This window comes from Streptomyces sp. NPDC017202, assembly GCF_044331705.1.
GTDB lineage: Bacteria > Actinomycetota > Actinomycetes > Streptomycetales > Streptomycetaceae > Streptomyces.
Window position 1 is genome coordinate 293,713 of sequence record NZ_JBIRNP010000006.1, and the last position, 15,051, is coordinate 308,763.

Here is a 15,051-nt window from a genome sequence, read left to right on the forward strand (position 1 = left end):
CAGGAACAGCGCCCCGTTCTACGCCTCGTGCAGTAGCGGCTCAGCCACGCCCAGGCTTCAAGGAAACGCGGCTCCTGGTCGGGCAGCCAGTCGGTTCGCCAGCGCCCCGGGCCCGATCTTGCTCAGGGCCCAGAGGCTGCTGGTCCATCGGCTCCACTGCCAGAGCGGGTCATCCGCATCCACAGAGATGTGGAAAGGCAGCACGGGGATGCCATTGGCATCGAAGGGACCCACATCGAGGTAACGCAAGCCACCGGAGCCGCACAGATAGTGGGTGCTGCCGGTGGCGGCGGCGAGGTCGGCAAGGCGCTCGGACCGGTTTTGGCGGCTCGGGATCTCGCTGCTGTCCAGCACTTCCCCCGACCAGCCAAGAGCCGTGAGCAGGGCAATCGTCGATGTTTTCGCGACGCCTGCCACGCATTCTGAGGTGTCGAGTGTGTCCAGGACCGCCTCCAGGACTTCACGCACGGCACCCCAGTGGCGGCTACGGCCGTAATACTGGCGCACGAGCAGTTCGACCGTCCGGCGCGAACGGCAGGGGTCAACAAGCCGCGCCTGGCTGATCAGTGTCGGGCGTCCATGTGGAAGGTGCGTCGGGAGGGTGAGCCACTGCGGCCGACCAGGATCGTCCAAGGCGGCCAATCGGGCGCGGTGCTGGAAATCACGCCGGGCGAACTGCACGTCGGTCAGGACGATCCACCGGTCGGCGACGAAGAGCTTCGCCAACGTGGACAGCCGTGGGAACAGGTTCGGTTGGTGGATCGCGCACACCCCGCCCGACGAGCTGACACGGGATAGCTCAGGTGCTGATGAGGCGGCTGTCGAAGCCGGCGCCCAGGAGGCGCTCGTACGCGTCATACACATCCCCCGGTACGTGCTGCTCGACGGCGAAGCCGAGCTTCGGGTACTCGATCACCCTTTGCAGGTCGCCGACAAGCATGTCGACGACGAGCTTCTCGTCGCCGATGGACTTGATGTAGTCGTCCAGTTCCAGCGGCTCCGAGGCACAGACGACCTCTGCCTCGGGCCACAGCTTGCGGCAGGTCGCGTACGAACGGCGCTCCATGTACGGCTTGGAGATCAGCAGCAGCGACTCGACAGCGATGCCAGCCTCGGCCAGCAGCTCACGGGAGAAGGTGAGGTTCTGGCCGGTGTTGGCCGCCTTCGGCTCGACCAGGATTGCTTCGTCCGGAACGCCCAGGCTCAAGGCATGCTCGCGATAGTGGACGGCCTCGCCGCGCGGGAAGCGGGCGCGGGTGGTGGGGCTGTTGCCGCCGCTGAAGACCACGACCGGGAAGAGGCCGGCACGGTAGAGGTCGGCGGCTGTGGTGGCCACGCCCAGGTCGTGGCTGCCGAGGCCGATCGCCGCCGAGCAGGGCCGCTGCTCGTGGCCCATCTGGTGGTAGTTCCAGATCAACGTCGCGTCGTGGAACTGCTCGTCGGTGATCTGGCGCTGCTCGTGCTGCGGCACTGGCACTCCCTGGCTCATCCCTGCTGGCCTCTTCGGATGCCCTCGATGCTGCGCAGCTGGTGGCTCAGCCCGTACTGCAGAGCCACCTGCGCCGCCTGATCGAGGACGGACAGCCCATCATTCCGGGTCGCCGCGTCCGACAGAAGGATGTGCCCGTAGGCGGTGTCCAGCCGCACCCGCTGCATCGGGGAGTCGACCGTGCCGGTGGTGCGCGCGATGTCGATGTAGTGCAGGGCCTGCTTCAGGTCGCCGGCGCCTCGGTGAGCCAGGGCCAGCTTTTGGTGGGCAACCGACCAGTCCTCCGGCTCGCCCAGGTCCTCGAAAGCATGGGTGGCGTCGGCCATGGCGCCAGTGGCGTACTCGTTGTTGCCCTCCTTGCTCAGCGCCGTACCCACCCAGAGCCGGGCCCTGGCACGATCGCGGGAGCTCAAACGCTCATCCCTGGCGAGGAGTTCGTACTGGCGGGCGGAGGCTTCCAGCTGGCCGGACATCTCCTGGACGACGGCGAGGGAGAGCTCGATCTGGGCCACCCGGCGAGGAATGTCGAGCTCGGTGAACATGCCGCGGGCGGTCAGGTAGGAGTGCCGGGCGGAGAGCGGACCGAGGATCGCGCCCTGGTCACGTTGGAGATCACCGAGAAGCACGAGGGAACGGCCGTAGAGGTAAAGGCCCTTGTCATCCAGGTGATGCGGGTCGTGGCGAGTCAGCCAGCGGTTCAACAGTGAGGTGGCAAAGGGGAAGTTCTGGCGGCTGACACAGACCACAGCCCGCTCGATGTCCTCGGTCCAGGTCTCGTAGTCCGCCGGCCGCGCGCTCTTCCTGTCGGGGAAGATCAGCGCCTCGAACCTGGCCTGAGCAGCAGAGGCCGAGCGGGCCAGTGCCGTGTCGAGGATGGCCTGGGTATCCGGGCGGGGGCGGGTTGCGGTACCGAGGCTCTCCCACTTGGCGACCGTGCGCAGTGCGACACCGAGGTGCTCGGCGAAGGCACGCGTGCTCATACGCAGCGCGGCGCGCAGGGCGCTCGCCTCCCGGCCTGTCCATTGCTGCACGCTGACCACGGATGACCTCCCTCCGTCACGTATGGAAGCACTGTCAGTGACGACTTGGGGCGGGAAGTGCAACGGAAGTACAACAGCAGGTCATTTCGAGGCCGTTCACGAGGGCCGACGCTGTGGGCATGGACGACGACCTCATCACCGAACGCCGCTCCGTCGCTTGCCCCCAGGTCTTCGGCTACCTGCGCCATGTCACCGGCGGTCCGGCCCGCCACGCGGCGCTCGTCGGCTGCCTCACCGAGTACTGCCGACAGCACGAGCTGGCCCTGTCCGGCGTGTTCACCGACCGCGAGGCCACGGTGGGCGTCCGCTCTCCCGCCTTCGTCGGCCTTCTGGACGCCCTCGAATTGCCCGACACGTATGGCGCCGTGGTCCCTGTCCTCAGCCACCTCGGCCCAAAGCGCGTCGTATCCGAGCGGCAGCGGCAGATAACAGCAACCGACACCCGTCTGATCGTGGTTCGCCCCATCAGGCCGACGACGGAACGTGCGCCTCTGATCGGCGTGAGCCCCGACGTCCAGCACCAAGGGGATACGTGATGTCCGTCCGTGAAGCACTGCGCAGCGCACCCATGGTCAACGACGTGCCCGGACTCCGCCTGCTCCAGGTCGGCGACGGCTGGGACCTCGTACGCACCCCCGCAGCGGTCGGCTTCCTGGCCCTGGCACACCTGCGGGCCACGGGCACGGCAATCGGCCCGGTGCTGTACGACGGGCCCAACGAACGCCTCTACTACGCCATCGACACCGGTACCGCCGGAAGTTGGAGCGACTTACCAGTCCGGCATCTCACCACCAACTCATGGCTCGTCGCGCCAGGAGTGGAACAGATCGACGACTGGTTCGGCGGCTGGTGCGAGCTGCCCGACGACGACACCCTTACCGACGCCCACGCCCTCCGTGCCGCACTCCAGCACCCATACGTCGCCACCGCCCTGAAGACGGTTCGATGACCAGCCGCGCAATCATCTGCCACAAGGAGTGGACCCTCCAGCCCGACCGGGAACCCGACGCCGAGCCCACCACGTACGCAATGCAGTGCGCGGTCTGTGGCGAGACCTCACTGCCCGGTACCGACTTCGCCGAACCGCAGAGCTGGGTGTTCACGCACGGTGGCCGCAATCTCTCGCACCATACATACCGGGAGATCATCACCCGCCCATGGAGGGCCTGGTGGAAGCTGTGAACCACCGTGTCGCTGCCCAGGTCGCCCGTCACGCCGGACCACTGCTGATCATGCTCGTGTCCGCCTCGTGCGGCTTCGTGATCGGCGTGGCCGCCTCGGCCGCATGGATCACGCCCTGACCCGCGATTCGCGGGATCCACCGGCCGTTGGCGGCCCACCTGGTCGCCGCCCACCACCAAGCCCGACTAGCCCCTCGTATCCAACCCTTGGAGGTTCCATGATCGAGACGAACGCCGGCGCCCAGAGGCTGACGACCAAGTCAGCTCCGCGGCTCGTGGCCAGCCCGTTTCTCGCCCAATACCTCCTCGTCCAGCCCGGTTGGGCGGCCGGCGTGCGCATCCCGAAGGTCCGCTACGAGGAGCTGCGGACCGCGGGCGCTGAAGGCCGATCCGTCCCGGACTGGCTGGCCGACGCGGCGAGGGATGCGTGGGGGACCGAGCTGCCCTCGTCGCCGGTCGGCGACGTCGTCCTCGTCCGCGAGCGGTCGCGGTACGGGTACGGGTACGGGTACGGCAAGGCGTCGTGGGAGATCAACCTCGGCTGCGACTACGACTGCGAGTTCTGCTACCTCGGGGAGAAGCGGTTCGAGGGTCTGGACTGGGCCGGTAAGCAGACGCTGCTCCAGACACTGAGGGACGCCGGTGTCCTGTGGTTGCAGATCACAGGCGGTGAGGTTCTGATCGACCGCGAGTTCGGCGCGTCGTACGAGTACGCCCACCAGCTCGGGATGATGGTCCAGGTCTCGTCCAATGGCTCCTCGCTGCGGAAGCAGCCGATCCGGGACCTGTTCGCCCGCCACCGGCCGTACCGACTGACCCTGAGCGTCTACGGAGCCACCGCCGAGACGTACGACAAGGTGACGCGGAACCGAGGGGCGTTCGGCCGGTTCCTGAAGGGCCTGGACGCTGCCCGCGAGGACAGGCTGCCGGTCCGCCTGAACGTGATCGTCTCGGACGGTAACGCGCACGAGACAGACGCGATGGTGCGCCTCTCCAAGTCGTACGGCTTCCCTCACCAGGTCTTCACGAACATGTCGCCCACGATCGACGGCGAGGCGAACCCCCTGGCGACGCAGGCACTGGACCATCTCAAGGCCCGTAGCGTCTTCACCGGCTGCAACGCCGGCCACACGTTCTTCCACGTCAACCCGCACGGCATCGCGTCGATCTGCAAGGTCGGACACGACCCGAGCGTGAACCTCATCACCGAGGGCGTCGAAGCCCTCCCCCGACTCGGCGCGGTCGCCGAGTCCCTACAGCTCCGCACCGGTGGATGCTCCGGCTGCACGAAGGTCGGCACGTGCCGCACATGCCGACCGCTGGCCAGGCTCTACCAGGAGGCGGGGGACCGACGAGAGCTCTACTGCCAGCATGGAGGTTACGGATCATGACTCCGCCCACCGCAATCCTTACCCCGCCGCGCGAGCCGGTCATGCTCACCATCGGCCGACGTCCGGCGGACAACCCGATCAGCGCCCTGCCGGTGCCGCTGACCGCCGCGTCGATCAAGGACGACGAGTTCCAGATCATCGCCGACCTGGAGGAGGCTGCCGAGGGCGCCGAGTGCAGCTGCTCGGCCGGTGACGACCAGCCGTACTAGATCCACCAAGGGCGGCGCCCGTGCCGCCCGCTCGTTCCACCCCTTCAGTGCCGTCCCGGCCGTACCCTGGCCGGGGCGGCACTCCCTTGTACCCGAGCACCCCTGAGGAACCGCGCGTGTCCATGTCCCGCATCCCCTTGGAGCAGCTCCCCACTGGCATCCGCCGGGCCATCGCCGACAAGACCGGCGCCGTCCATCAGGCGGCCACCGCGCTGGGCGGCATGAACTCCGGTATCGCCTCCGTCCTGGAGACCGAAAGCGGCAGGGTCTTCGTGAAGGGCATCCCGACCGACCACCCTCAGGTCGGTGCACAGCGCCGCGAGGCGGCGATCGCCCCGCATCTTCCGGCGTCCTGCCCACGCCTGTACTGGCACCTGGAGCTCGATGGCTGGAGCCTTCTCGGCTACGAGGTGGTCGACGGACGCGGCGCCGACCACGCGCCCGGCTCACCCGACCTGCCGCTCGTGGAAGCCGCGCTCACCGAACTACAAGCAGTCACGGCCCCAGCCGACATCGAGATCAAGGACGCTGTCGACCGGTGGGCGGACTACGCCCCGCCGGGGACGTTGCAGTACTTCAGCGGTGACACCCTCCTACACACCGACTTCGCCAGGGATAACGTACTGATCGTCGGCAAAGGGGCCCGGCTCGTCGACTGGGCGTGGCCGACGCGAGGTGCAGCATGGATCGACCCGGGCGCCCTGGCGCTGCGACTCATGGACTCCGGCCACCCGGTGAAGGAGGCGATCGCCTTCGCGGGCCGCTTCCCGTCATGGCGGGACGCCGAACCGGAAGCCCTCGCGGCGTTCGGCGCGGCCACCGCGGCACTGTGGCGGGAAATCGCCGCGGAGGACGGGACGCCGTGGAAGCAGGGGATGGCGGAACAGGCGGTGACGCTCGGGCATATCCTCGGCGAGGGGCTGTAGGTCTCCTCGTTCCCGGGTCGGCACCCAGATGGCTTGTATCACCAGTCCGGAACGCTGCACTAGCGCTCGGCGTAATGCAGGAACTGCCAGCCCAACATGCCTAAAGCAAGCGTCTGCACGATGGAGACGATCAGGAGCAAAGGGTCGACGGCGCGAGAGCTCCAGAATGCGATCAGGCAGGTCATCGGCAATGCCAGGTACGTGAAATGATCGACAGCGGTTTGCAGGCGCTTGCGCGTGGTGCGGCTCGTGTCCTCACGGTGGTAGATCTCCCAGCCGAACACAGCGCCACGGGCCCCACTGAGCTCGGCCAACCGAGGCCCGAGTTGCTCGCGGATGTAGCGGCCGATCGCCGAGATCTTCTCGTCGTTGACCACGTAGGTCCAGCCCAGGACCAGGCAGATCACGGGAACGGCGAGCAACAGTTGGGCGCGCCTGTTCTGGACGGTGATCGCCAGGACCGCGGTTGAAGCGGCGAGCGTGAAGTAGAGCAGGTTGTCGCGGAATCCAATCCGAGCCTTCTGCTCCTCCTTGATACGGTCATACTCAGCCAGCAGCAGTTTACTCTCGGTGACGTCCTCGGGGGCGGCCACGGAATCCACCTTTCGAAAGAACGAGCAGGGATCGAATCTACATTCAATCGCCTTGCCTCTGAACAGAGTTGTCCGACCCTAGAGTTACGCTGTTGATTAACGCCCCATGCGTATCAGTGCAGGACTGCACGGTCGCTCGGGCTCGGGCTCGGGTAGGAAATCCGGTCTTCGTGAGGTGCTACGTGCGTTCATCCAGCGGAAAGATCGTTGTCTTCACCGCGCTGCCGCTGGAGTACCGAGCCGTGCGGGCGCAGGTACCAAACCCACAGCGGATCGACCACGAGGCGGGGACGATTTTCGAGTGTGGCCGGATCCCGGGAACCAGCTGGGAGGTCTACCTCGCTCAGGTCGGCCAGGGGAACCAGGGCGCAGCCATTCTCACTGAGCGCGCCATCCGCATGATCGGACCGGATGCCGTTTTCTTCACGGGCATCGCTGGCGGCATGAAGCACGGCATTGCACTGGGCGACGTCGTCGTCGCGACCCGGGTCTTCGCCTACCACGGGGGAAAGCAGGAAGGCACATTCAAGACCCGGCCCGAGACGTGGCCGGCATCGCACCGCCTTGAACAGGCAGCTCGCTTCGCCGTGTTGGACCCGCACTGGGCACAGGCCCTACCGTCAGGGGACAAGGAGACCCCCGAAGTCCACTTCAAACCGATCGCCGCCGGCGAGGTGGTGGTGAACGCCCGGGCGTCTGCGCTGCAGGAGCTTCTAGACGAGTACTACAACGGCGTCGCCGCAATCGAGACGGAAGGAGCAGGCTTCGCAGGCGCCGCGTCCATGGCCGACCAGGTTCCGGCTCTGGTCATCCGTGGAATCAGTGACCGGGCTGACGGCAGCAAGCAGCACACAGATACGGGCGGCTTCCAGCTCATCGCCGCCGACAACGCCGCAGCCCTGACCATCGCCGTCATCAAGGCCCTGGCCTCCCCCGGAGCAGTCGATGCCAAGCCGCCGTCTCCACACCCCGACACCGTCGACACCCCGATCATCGCCAGCGCACTCATCGGGCAGCAGCTCAAGGAACCGCTGCCGGTCTCCTGGCGCAAAGAGCTGCTACCGCTGGGGTACAGCGAGACCGCCACGATGGAAGTACACCTGATCCCGGAGGACAGCCCTCGGCTGCCCATGCGCCAGATGAATCAGTTGAAGGACGACCTCGTGTCCCGGGGGCGATCGGAGGCGTTTTTCACAGCCACCGAAGAAGTGTCCAGCATCCTCGAAGCCGACTTCGCCGCTGCGTATGTCCGCGATCCGAGGCACGGTCGCAGCGTCGGTCTGGCGATTACTCAGTCAGGCCAGCGAACCTGCTGGGAGTCACTGCCCCGATCCACCAGCCTGCACATGCCGGTGCTGGACCCAGGGCACACCCAAGAACGCGTTGCTGACCTGCTCCGGTTCCTGCTGCGCCTCCACGATGCCCCGCGAACCCGATTCGCCCCGCCTTGGCTCTCGATCCCGCCGAGATCCTGACCGTGATGAGCTTGGACGCCGCCAGAATGTCCACCCGTGCGGTCCTGGCACGCAACGGACGCGGCGGCCCGGTGCAGATCATGCCCAATGAGGTCTGGGACGCCGCGACTATCGGCGCCGCGGTGCCGACGATCGCCGAAGAACTCACCCTGAGGCTCATGCACCACTTCCGAAGCCCGCACGGTCTCCGGCAGTTCTGACTTGTGCATCCTGAATGGTATACGGCAGTCATGGTTTAGGGTGCTTGCACCCTCTTTCTGCAACACTCCGCTACCAGAGTGACGCCGAAACCACGCGGCTCCCGGCAGGGCACATCCAGGGCACATGAGCCTGGGAAACGGCGTTGACCAGTGAGAACTGCGGAGACAAGTTTCCCCAGGTCAACGCACATTTCCCTGTGCAACCCCAGGCCGGTGACGGCGCGTCAGTGGTGGGGGCCGTGCCGGCCCAGGGTGTCGACGGGGGTCGCGCCGGGGCGGGTCCACTGCGGCACGGGGCGGCTGGTCGGGCCCCAGGTGGCGTTCCCGTCCGCGTCCGTGCGCCAGGACCAGCAGGCGTCGCGTCCCTCGGGCCGGCCCTCGGGGTTGTCCTCCCACGCCTCGCCGCGGCCGTGGGGCGTCATGTCGAGCAGCCCCAGGGACGCGTTGACCCGCTCGTTGCCCCGGCCCGTCGTGGAGTAGGTGAGGAACGTGCGGTCGCCGTCGCGCAGGAAGCAGGCCAGGTGCCCCATCGGGCCGCCGACCGGCGCGTCGACGCCGCGCACCGAGTACCAGGGCTGGGTGTAGCCCATGAACGCGACGTAGGGGGCGACCTCCTCCCACCGGCCCGTGGTCAGGACGGCGAACGAGACGCCGCGGGCGTTGAGGTAGACCGCGTCCTTCAGGTGCCAGACGGTGGTGGTGCAGCCCTCGCACTGTCCCTGGTGCGGCGCGCCGTCGTACCACATGTGCTGGTAGGCGACGAGTTCCTCGCGGCCCTGGAAGAGGTCCAGGAACGGGACCGGGCCGTCGGCCCCGACGACCTCGGCCGTCCCGTCGAACTCCACCATCGGCAGCCGGCGGCGGGCCGCGGCGATGGCGTCGCCCTCGCGGGTGTGGGCCTTCTCGCGGACCAGCAGCTCGTCGCGGGCGGCCTGCCAGGCGGCCGGGTCGACGACGGGCGGGCGGCCGGGCGGCGCGGTGGCGGGATCACCGGGTGTGGTCGTCATGGTGTCCTCCGTGGTCTCTCGTGCCGGGCGGTGCGGTACGGCGCCCGGCATGGGTCACCGGAACAGACTCGCCGCACGGCCGGAACTCATCGCCCGGCCGTGCCCCGGAGGGCCTGCCGCCGCCGCACCCCCGCCGGCCACACCACCTCCACCGGCACCCCCGCCGCCCGCGCGTCCAGGACCGCGTCGGCCGTGCCGCCGTCCCGGCCTCCCGGCGGCTCGCCGTTCCAGACGGCGACCAGGCGGTCGGCGCGTTCGACGAGGACGGCGTTGGCGGCCCCGTACGCCTGCCGGTCGGCCCGCTCGCGGGGCAGGACGACGACCTCGTGGGCGGCCTCGACGAGGCGGTCGAAGCGGGCGGCGTGGCCGGGGCGGACCTTGGTGCGGCGGTAGTCGCGGGACGGGACGACGACGGTCAGCCGGCCGCCCGCCGCCGGCACGGCCTCGGCGAAGACGGAGTCGGCGCCCTCCGCGATGCAGGACACCCCGGCGAGGGCACCACGGGCGCCGTGGCGCCGGAGCAGGTCGTCGAGGGCCGCGCGGACCGGCGGGACGCTGTCCTCGGTGAGGTCGGTGTGCCCGGTCACCGCGATGGTCGTCACGGGGATCACGGGGTCAGGGGGGTCGCAGGGGTCAGGAGGGCTCGCTCCGACGCGGGGCCGGTGGTCGTGTTCTCGTCACCTTGCCGGAGGTACGTCCGGAAACGTCCTGGTGACTCCTCGCGCGTCATGGGCACGATGATCCCGTTTCGCGGCACGACGCACCACCGCCCGCCTGGAGACCACCCGGAACAGCTCCCACTCCCGAAAGAGGACCCCCGATGTCCCCGCGCACCCGCACCCGCACGCTCGCCACGACCGCGGCACTCGCCACCACCGCCGCCCTCGCCCTGTACGGCGCCGGCCCGGCCACCGCGAGCACCGGCATCGGCACCAACACCGGTGTCACCGCCGGCGCCGCCGCCACCGTCCCCTGGTCCGCCTCCCACGACACCGCCTCGGCGGCCGGCGAGCGGTGGCTGGAGAGCGGCACCCTCGTCCTCGACGGCACCCTCACCAACACCGGTACCGGGTGCTACTCGGTCTGGACCCGGTTCGCCCACGACTTCGTCGTCCTGCCGTCCACCAAGCAGGCGGAGATCTGCGGCGCGGGCTCCGTCGGCTTCACCGTGCGCAAGAGCTACACGTACACCACGACCGGCACCGTCAGAGTGTGCCGGGGCACGACCGGCACCACCGACTGCGGCCAGGCCGTGAGCATCACCCACTGGCCCATCGGGTAGTCCCGGCGCGGCACCGGGGCCGCCTACTCCGCCCCGCCCACCGTGAACCCGGTCACCGCGCCGCCGCCCGCCCTGCGGAAGGCGAACGCCGCTCCCCCGTGCGCCAGCGCGACCTCGCGGACGATCGAGAGGCCGAGCCCCGAGCCCGGCAGGGAGCGGGCCTCCGCGGCGCGGTAGAAGCGGTCGAAGACGCGGGTGAGGTCGGTCTCGGTGATGCCGGGCCCGCGGTCGAGGACCTCGACGCGGACGGTGCCCGGCAGGTCCGGGCCGGTCACCCTGATCTCGATGGGCTCGCGGCCCTCGCGGTCGAACTTGGCGGCGTTCTCCACCAGGTTGGACAGCGCCCGCTGGAGCATGCCGGGCCGCCCGTCGGTGGTGGTGTCGCCGGCGGCGCGGACCACGATCCGCCGCCCGGTACGGCGCCGCGCGAGCCCCGCCACGTCCTCGGCCAGGTCGGCGAGGTCGATCCGCTGCGGCGGCTCGGTGTCCGACTGCCCGGCGGCGAGGTCCACCAGTTCGTTGACCAGGTCGGTCAGTTCGCGCGCCTCCTGGCCGAGGTCGGCCACGAGTTCGTCCCGGGTGGCGGGCGGCAGTTCGTCGATGCGGCGCAGCAGCGAGATGTTGGTCCGCAGCGAGGTCAGCGGCGTCCGCAGTTCGTGCCCGGCGTCCTGGACGAGCCGCCGCTGGTCCTCCTCGGACTGGGCGAGGCGCCCCAGCATGCGGTCGAAGGCGCGGCCGAGGCGCCCCACCTCGTCGTAGCCGGTGACGGGCACCTGGACGCCGAGGCGTCGGGTGCGCGCGACGTCCTCGGCGGCGGTCGTCAGCATGACCAGGCGGTGGGTGATGCGCCGGGCCAGCCACCAGCCGGCCAGCCCGGCGGCCGTCACGACCGCGGCCATCAGGAGCAGCGTGCGCTGCTGGAGCGCCCGCAGCAGGTCCTCGGTGTCGCTGAACTCCTGCGCGATCTGCACGGCGCCCCGGCCGCCGCCGAGCGCGACGGTGGCGACCCGGTAGACGTCGCTGCCGACGTCGACGTCCTTGTGCTCGACGATCGTGCCCGCGTCCGCCGCCGCGGCGATCCCCCGGTCGGCGTCCTTCACGGGCAGCCCCGGGTTCCCGGGGTCGACGACGGTCCCGTCCGCCCCCAGCACCTGCACGTCGGTGCGGGCCGGGCGCACGATGTCGTGGCCGGGCGCGGCGGAGGAGAAGTCGGCGGGGTCCATCGCCCGGTCCCGCACCTCGTCGCGCAGGTCCTGCACGACCTCGTCGAAGACGGACTCCTGGTCCACCCGCAGCAGGCGGGCGGCGGCGTTGTACGACAGGACGCCGACGACGACGGTGACGGCCGCCGTCACCGCCGCGAAGGACACCGCGAAGGTGGTGCGCAGCGAGACGGCCTGCGGGCGTCGCCGGGACACCCACCGCCGCAGCGAGCCGGACACGGGTGCGCCTCAGTCTTCCCGCAGCACGTAGCCCACGCCCCGCACGGTGTGGATCAGCTGCGGGGCGCCGGGCCCGTCGAGCTTGCGGCGGAGGTAGCCGACGTAGACGGCGAGGTTCTTGGAGCCGGGGCCGAAGTCGTAGCCCCAGATGCGGTCGTAGATCGTGGAGTGGTCGAGGACGATGCCGGCGTTGCGCACCAGCAGTTCCAGCAGCTCGAACTCGGTCCGGGTCAGTTCCAGTTCGCGCTCCCCGCGCCAGGCCCGCCGCGCCTGCGGGTCCATGCGCAGCCCGGCCGCCTCCAGGGAACGCGCGGCGGCCGCCGGCCCCGGGGCCGCGTCCTGCGGGACACCCGCCGTGGTGTCCGTGCCGGAGGTGTCGTTCCCGGAGGTGTCCTTCCCGGCTGCGTCGGCCGGCGTGCCGGTACCGGTGCGGCGCAGCAGGGCGCGCAGCCGGGCGAAGACCTCCTCGACGTCGAAGGGCTTGACCACGTAGTCGTCGGCGCCCGCGTCCAGGCCGGCGATCCGGTCGGCGGTCTCCACGAGCGCCGTCAGCATCAGGATCGGGGTGCGGTCGCCCTCGGCGCGCAGCACCCGGCAGACCTGGAGGCCGTCGATGCCGGGCATCATCACGTCCAGGACGAGGACGTCCGGCGGCGACTTGTGGGCGTGTGCCAGGGCCTCGACGCCGTCGGCGACCGCGGTGACCCGGTAGCCCTCCAGGGTCAGCGCGCGTTCCAGGGCGTGACGGATGGCACGGTCGTCTTCGGCGAGCAGCAGCGTGTGGGACACGCGCCCAGTCTCCCAGCCGGCACGGTCCCACGGCGTGCCGGGCGGCGCACCGGGCGCCCTTCTTACGTGCCTCTCACCCGCCCCGGCCCGCTCAGCCCGCCGGCCGCAGGGCCGCGAGCTGCTCCGCGAACGGCACCACCGCGAACTCGTCCTTCACGGCGGGCCGGGCCGCCGCCAGGCCGCTCATCAGCGCGGCCAGTTCCCCGGCGGCCCGCTCGATCCGCTCGGGCAGGCCGGCTGCGCCCCAGTCCTCGGAGGCGGCGTAGACGCCGGTCGGGACGACGACGGCCCGCAGGTGGGCGAACAGGGGCCGCAGCGCGTGCTCCAGCACCAGCGAGTGCCGGGCCGTGCCGCCGGTGGCCGCGATCAGCACGGGCTTGCCGGTCAGGGCGTCCTTGTCGAGGACGTCGAAGAAGGACTTGAACAGTCCGCTGTACGACGCCGAGAACACCGGGGTGACCACGATCAGCCCGTCCGCCGCCGTGACCGCCTCCAGCGCGGCGGCCAGCTCCCGGCCGGGGAATCCGTTGGTGAGGTGGTGGGCGATCTCGACGGCGAGGTCGCGCAGTTCCACGACCCGCACGTCGGCCGGGGCGCGTCCGGTGGTGGCGGCCGCGAGCCGGTCGGCCAGCAGGCGGGTGGACGACGGGACGCTCAGTCCCGCCGAGACGACGACGAGCTTCATGCGACGGTCTCCTTGTCCTGAGCGTTGTCCTGCGCGGCGTTGTCCTGAGCGGCGGCGTCCTGCGCGGCGGCGTTCCTGGCCGCCAGGAGCGACCGGTGGGTCGGCGCGTCCGGCACGTCGGCCGGGCGGTTCTTGGCGAACTCCTCGCGCAGCACCGGCACGACCTCCTCGCCGAGCAGGTCGAGCTGCTCCAGCACGGTCTTCAGCGGCAGTCCGGCGTGGTCCATCAGGAACAGCTGGCGCTGGTAGTCGCCGGCGTACTCCCGGAACGCCAGCGTCTTCTCGATGACCTGCTGCGGCGAGCCGACGGTCAGCGGGGTCTGGTCGGTGAAGTCCTCCAGGGACGGCCCGTGCCCGTAGACCGGCGCGTTGTCGAAGTACGGCCGGAACTCGCGCACCGCGTCCTGCGAGTTCCTCCGCATGAAGACCTGCCCGCCGAGGCCGACGATCGCCTGCTCGGGGGTGCCGTGCCCGTAGTGGGCGTAGCGGGCCCGGTACAGCTCGATCATCCGCCTGGTGTGGTCGGCCGGCCAGAAGATGTTGTTGTGGAAGAAGCCGTCGCCGTAGAACGCGGCCTGTTCGGCGATCTCGGGCGAGCGGATGGAGCCGTGCCAGACGAACGGCGCGACGCCGTCCAGCGGGCGGGGCGTCGAGGTGAAGCCCTGGAGCGGGGTGCGGAACGTGCCCTCCCAGTTCACGACGTCCTCGCGCCACAGCCGGTGCACCAGGTTGTAGTTCTCGACGGCGAGGTTGATGCCCTCGCGGATGTCCTGGCCGAACCAGGGGTAGACCGGGCCGGTGTTGCCGCGGCCCATCATCAGGTCGACGCGCCCGTCGGCCAGGTGCTGGAGCATCGCGAAGTCCTCGGCGATCTTCACCGGGTCGTTCGTGGTGATCAGCGTCGTGGAGGTGGACAGGATCAGCTTCTCCGTGCGCGCGGCGATGTATCCGAGCATCGTCGTCGGGGACGACGGCACGAACGGCGGGTTGTGGTGCTCACCCGTGGCGAAGACGTCCAGGCCGACCTCCTCGGCCTTCAGCGCGATGGCGACCATGGCCTTGATCCGCTCGCGCTCGGTCGGCGTACGCCCCGTGGTGGGGTCCGGCGTGACATCGCCGACCGTGAAGATCCCGAACTGCATGGCCGCTCACCCTCCAACTTGTTGACGGTTCAACTATACCGCCCAACAGTGACCCCGCACTTCGTATTCCGCACCCCGCGTTCCCCCTCCGCCGGCCGTCGGCGGCCCGTCCCGCGATCACGGCGCGGGCCGCCCCCCGCCGTGACACCCGGGGCATCGGGGCATCGGGGCATCGGGGCATCGGGGCATCGGGGCATCGG

The 15,051-nt window shown here is 69.9% G+C and carries 20 protein-coding genes; 10 read left to right on the forward strand and 10 right to left on the reverse strand.

Annotated features, from left to right (window positions below):
• Nucleotides 1–57: 57 nt before the first annotated feature.
• The 3 genes from ACH4N1_RS15515 to ACH4N1_RS15525 are packed head-to-tail and all read right to left on the reverse strand — an operon-like array spanning nt 58 to nt 2,529.
• On the reverse strand, nt 58–771 hold the full coding sequence (locus ACH4N1_RS15515; protein WP_398097439.1) for a WbqC family protein: 714 nt from the start codon (nt 769–771) through the stop codon (nt 58–60).
• A gap of 28 nt (nt 772–799) precedes the next feature.
• Nucleotides 800–1,489 (reverse strand): YdcF family protein, encoded by a 690-nt coding sequence (locus ACH4N1_RS15520; RefSeq protein ID WP_398097441.1) that lies wholly within the window; start codon nt 1,487–1,489, stop codon nt 800–802.
• Nucleotides 1,486–2,529 (reverse strand): helix-turn-helix domain-containing protein, encoded by a 1,044-nt coding sequence (locus ACH4N1_RS15525; protein WP_398097443.1) that lies wholly within the window; start codon nt 2,527–2,529, stop codon nt 1,486–1,488. Before ACH4N1_RS15525 ends, ACH4N1_RS15520 begins: the two co-directional genes overlap by 4 nt.
• 119 nt (nt 2,530–2,648) lie before the next feature.
• On the opposite strand from ACH4N1_RS15525, the gene ACH4N1_RS15530 reads away from it, so the two are divergent.
• From ACH4N1_RS15530 to ACH4N1_RS15560, 7 genes are all read left to right on the forward strand, one after another.
• Nucleotides 2,649–3,065 carry a hypothetical protein gene (locus ACH4N1_RS15530; protein WP_398097445.1) on the forward strand — a complete coding sequence of 139 codons (417 nt, stop codon included), beginning with the start codon at nt 2,649–2,651 and terminating at the stop codon, nt 3,063–3,065.
• On the forward strand, nt 3,065–3,478 hold the full coding sequence (locus ACH4N1_RS15535; protein ID WP_398097446.1) for a hypothetical protein: 414 nt from the start codon (nt 3,065–3,067) through the stop codon (nt 3,476–3,478). The genes ACH4N1_RS15530 and ACH4N1_RS15535 overlap by 1 nt, the downstream gene beginning before the upstream one ends.
• On the forward strand, nt 3,475–3,711 hold the full coding sequence (locus ACH4N1_RS15540) for a hypothetical protein (RefSeq protein WP_398097448.1): 237 nt from the start codon (nt 3,475–3,477) through the stop codon (nt 3,709–3,711). The genes ACH4N1_RS15535 and ACH4N1_RS15540 overlap by 4 nt, the downstream gene beginning before the upstream one ends.
• On the forward strand, nt 3,699–3,830 hold the full coding sequence (locus tag ACH4N1_RS15545; protein WP_398097449.1) for a hypothetical protein: 132 nt from the start codon (nt 3,699–3,701) through the stop codon (nt 3,828–3,830). The genes ACH4N1_RS15540 and ACH4N1_RS15545 overlap by 13 nt, the downstream gene beginning before the upstream one ends.
• Before the next feature lie 98 nt (nt 3,831–3,928).
• Nucleotides 3,929–5,101, forward strand: a complete 1,173-nt coding sequence (locus tag ACH4N1_RS15550; RefSeq protein WP_398097451.1) for a radical SAM protein — start codon at nt 3,929–3,931, stop codon at nt 5,099–5,101.
• Nucleotides 5,098–5,310, forward strand: coding sequence for a hypothetical protein (locus tag ACH4N1_RS15555; protein ID WP_398097453.1), 213 nt, complete (start codon nt 5,098–5,100; stop codon nt 5,308–5,310). Before ACH4N1_RS15550 ends, ACH4N1_RS15555 begins: the two co-directional genes overlap by 4 nt.
• A gap of 122 nt (nt 5,311–5,432) precedes the next feature.
• Nucleotides 5,433–6,236 (forward strand): aminoglycoside phosphotransferase, encoded by an 804-nt coding sequence (locus tag ACH4N1_RS15560; protein ID WP_398097553.1) that lies wholly within the window; start codon nt 5,433–5,435, stop codon nt 6,234–6,236.
• Nucleotides 6,237–6,295: 59 nt separating this feature from the next.
• Here the strand turns inward: ACH4N1_RS15560 and ACH4N1_RS15565 are convergent, their stop codons facing one another.
• Nucleotides 6,296–6,829 (reverse strand): hypothetical protein, encoded by a 534-nt coding sequence (locus tag ACH4N1_RS15565; protein ID WP_398097454.1) that lies wholly within the window; start codon nt 6,827–6,829, stop codon nt 6,296–6,298.
• Nucleotides 6,830–7,011: 182 nt separating this feature from the next.
• On the opposite strand from ACH4N1_RS15565, the gene ACH4N1_RS15570 reads away from it, so the two are divergent.
• Together ACH4N1_RS15570 and ACH4N1_RS15575 are read left to right on the forward strand one after the other, a co-directional pair.
• Nucleotides 7,012–8,304, forward strand: a complete 1,293-nt coding sequence (locus ACH4N1_RS15570) for a hypothetical protein (RefSeq protein WP_398097456.1) — start codon at nt 7,012–7,014, stop codon at nt 8,302–8,304.
• Between the two features lie 5 nt (nt 8,305–8,309).
• Nucleotides 8,310–8,504, forward strand: a complete 195-nt coding sequence (locus ACH4N1_RS15575) for a hypothetical protein (RefSeq protein WP_398097457.1) — start codon at nt 8,310–8,312, stop codon at nt 8,502–8,504.
• Nucleotides 8,505–8,728: 224 nt separating this feature from the next.
• Here the strand turns inward: ACH4N1_RS15575 and ACH4N1_RS15580 are convergent, their stop codons facing one another.
• Complete coding sequence (locus ACH4N1_RS15580; protein WP_398097459.1) at nt 8,729–9,511, reverse strand: DUF899 family protein; 783 nt, start codon at nt 9,509–9,511, stop codon at nt 8,729–8,731.
• An 86-nt stretch (nt 9,512–9,597) separates the two neighbouring features.
• Nucleotides 9,598–10,113 (reverse strand): hypothetical protein, encoded by a 516-nt coding sequence (locus tag ACH4N1_RS15585; protein ID WP_398097460.1) that lies wholly within the window; start codon nt 10,111–10,113, stop codon nt 9,598–9,600.
• Nucleotides 10,114–10,331: 218 nt separating this feature from the next.
• Between ACH4N1_RS15585 and ACH4N1_RS15590 the strand changes: the two genes are divergently transcribed.
• Entirely contained in the window at nt 10,332–10,793 is a 462-nt protein-coding gene (locus ACH4N1_RS15590) for a hypothetical protein (RefSeq protein ID WP_398097462.1), read from the forward strand.
• 23 nt (nt 10,794–10,816) lie between these two features.
• On the opposite strand, the gene ACH4N1_RS15595 is transcribed toward ACH4N1_RS15590, so the two are convergent.
• The 4 genes from ACH4N1_RS15595 to ACH4N1_RS15610 all read right to left on the reverse strand — a co-directional run bounded on the left by ACH4N1_RS15595 (nt 10,817) and on the right by ACH4N1_RS15610 (nt 14,851).
• A complete protein-coding gene (locus tag ACH4N1_RS15595) occupies nt 10,817–12,235 on the reverse strand; it encodes an ATP-binding protein (RefSeq protein WP_398097463.1) in 1,419 nt (472 codons plus the stop codon).
• Nucleotides 12,236–12,244: 9 nt separating this feature from the next.
• Nucleotides 12,245–13,024 (reverse strand): response regulator transcription factor, encoded by a 780-nt coding sequence (locus ACH4N1_RS15600; RefSeq protein WP_398097465.1) that lies wholly within the window; start codon nt 13,022–13,024, stop codon nt 12,245–12,247.
• Nucleotides 13,025–13,115: 91 nt separating this feature from the next.
• Entirely contained in the window at nt 13,116–13,709 is a 594-nt protein-coding gene (locus tag ACH4N1_RS15605) for an FMN reductase (protein ID WP_398097466.1), read from the reverse strand.
• Entirely contained in the window at nt 13,706–14,851 is a 1,146-nt protein-coding gene (locus ACH4N1_RS15610) for an LLM class flavin-dependent oxidoreductase (RefSeq protein WP_398097468.1), read from the reverse strand. The genes ACH4N1_RS15605 and ACH4N1_RS15610 overlap by 4 nt, the downstream gene beginning before the upstream one ends.
• Nucleotides 14,852–15,051 lie beyond the last annotated feature (200 nt).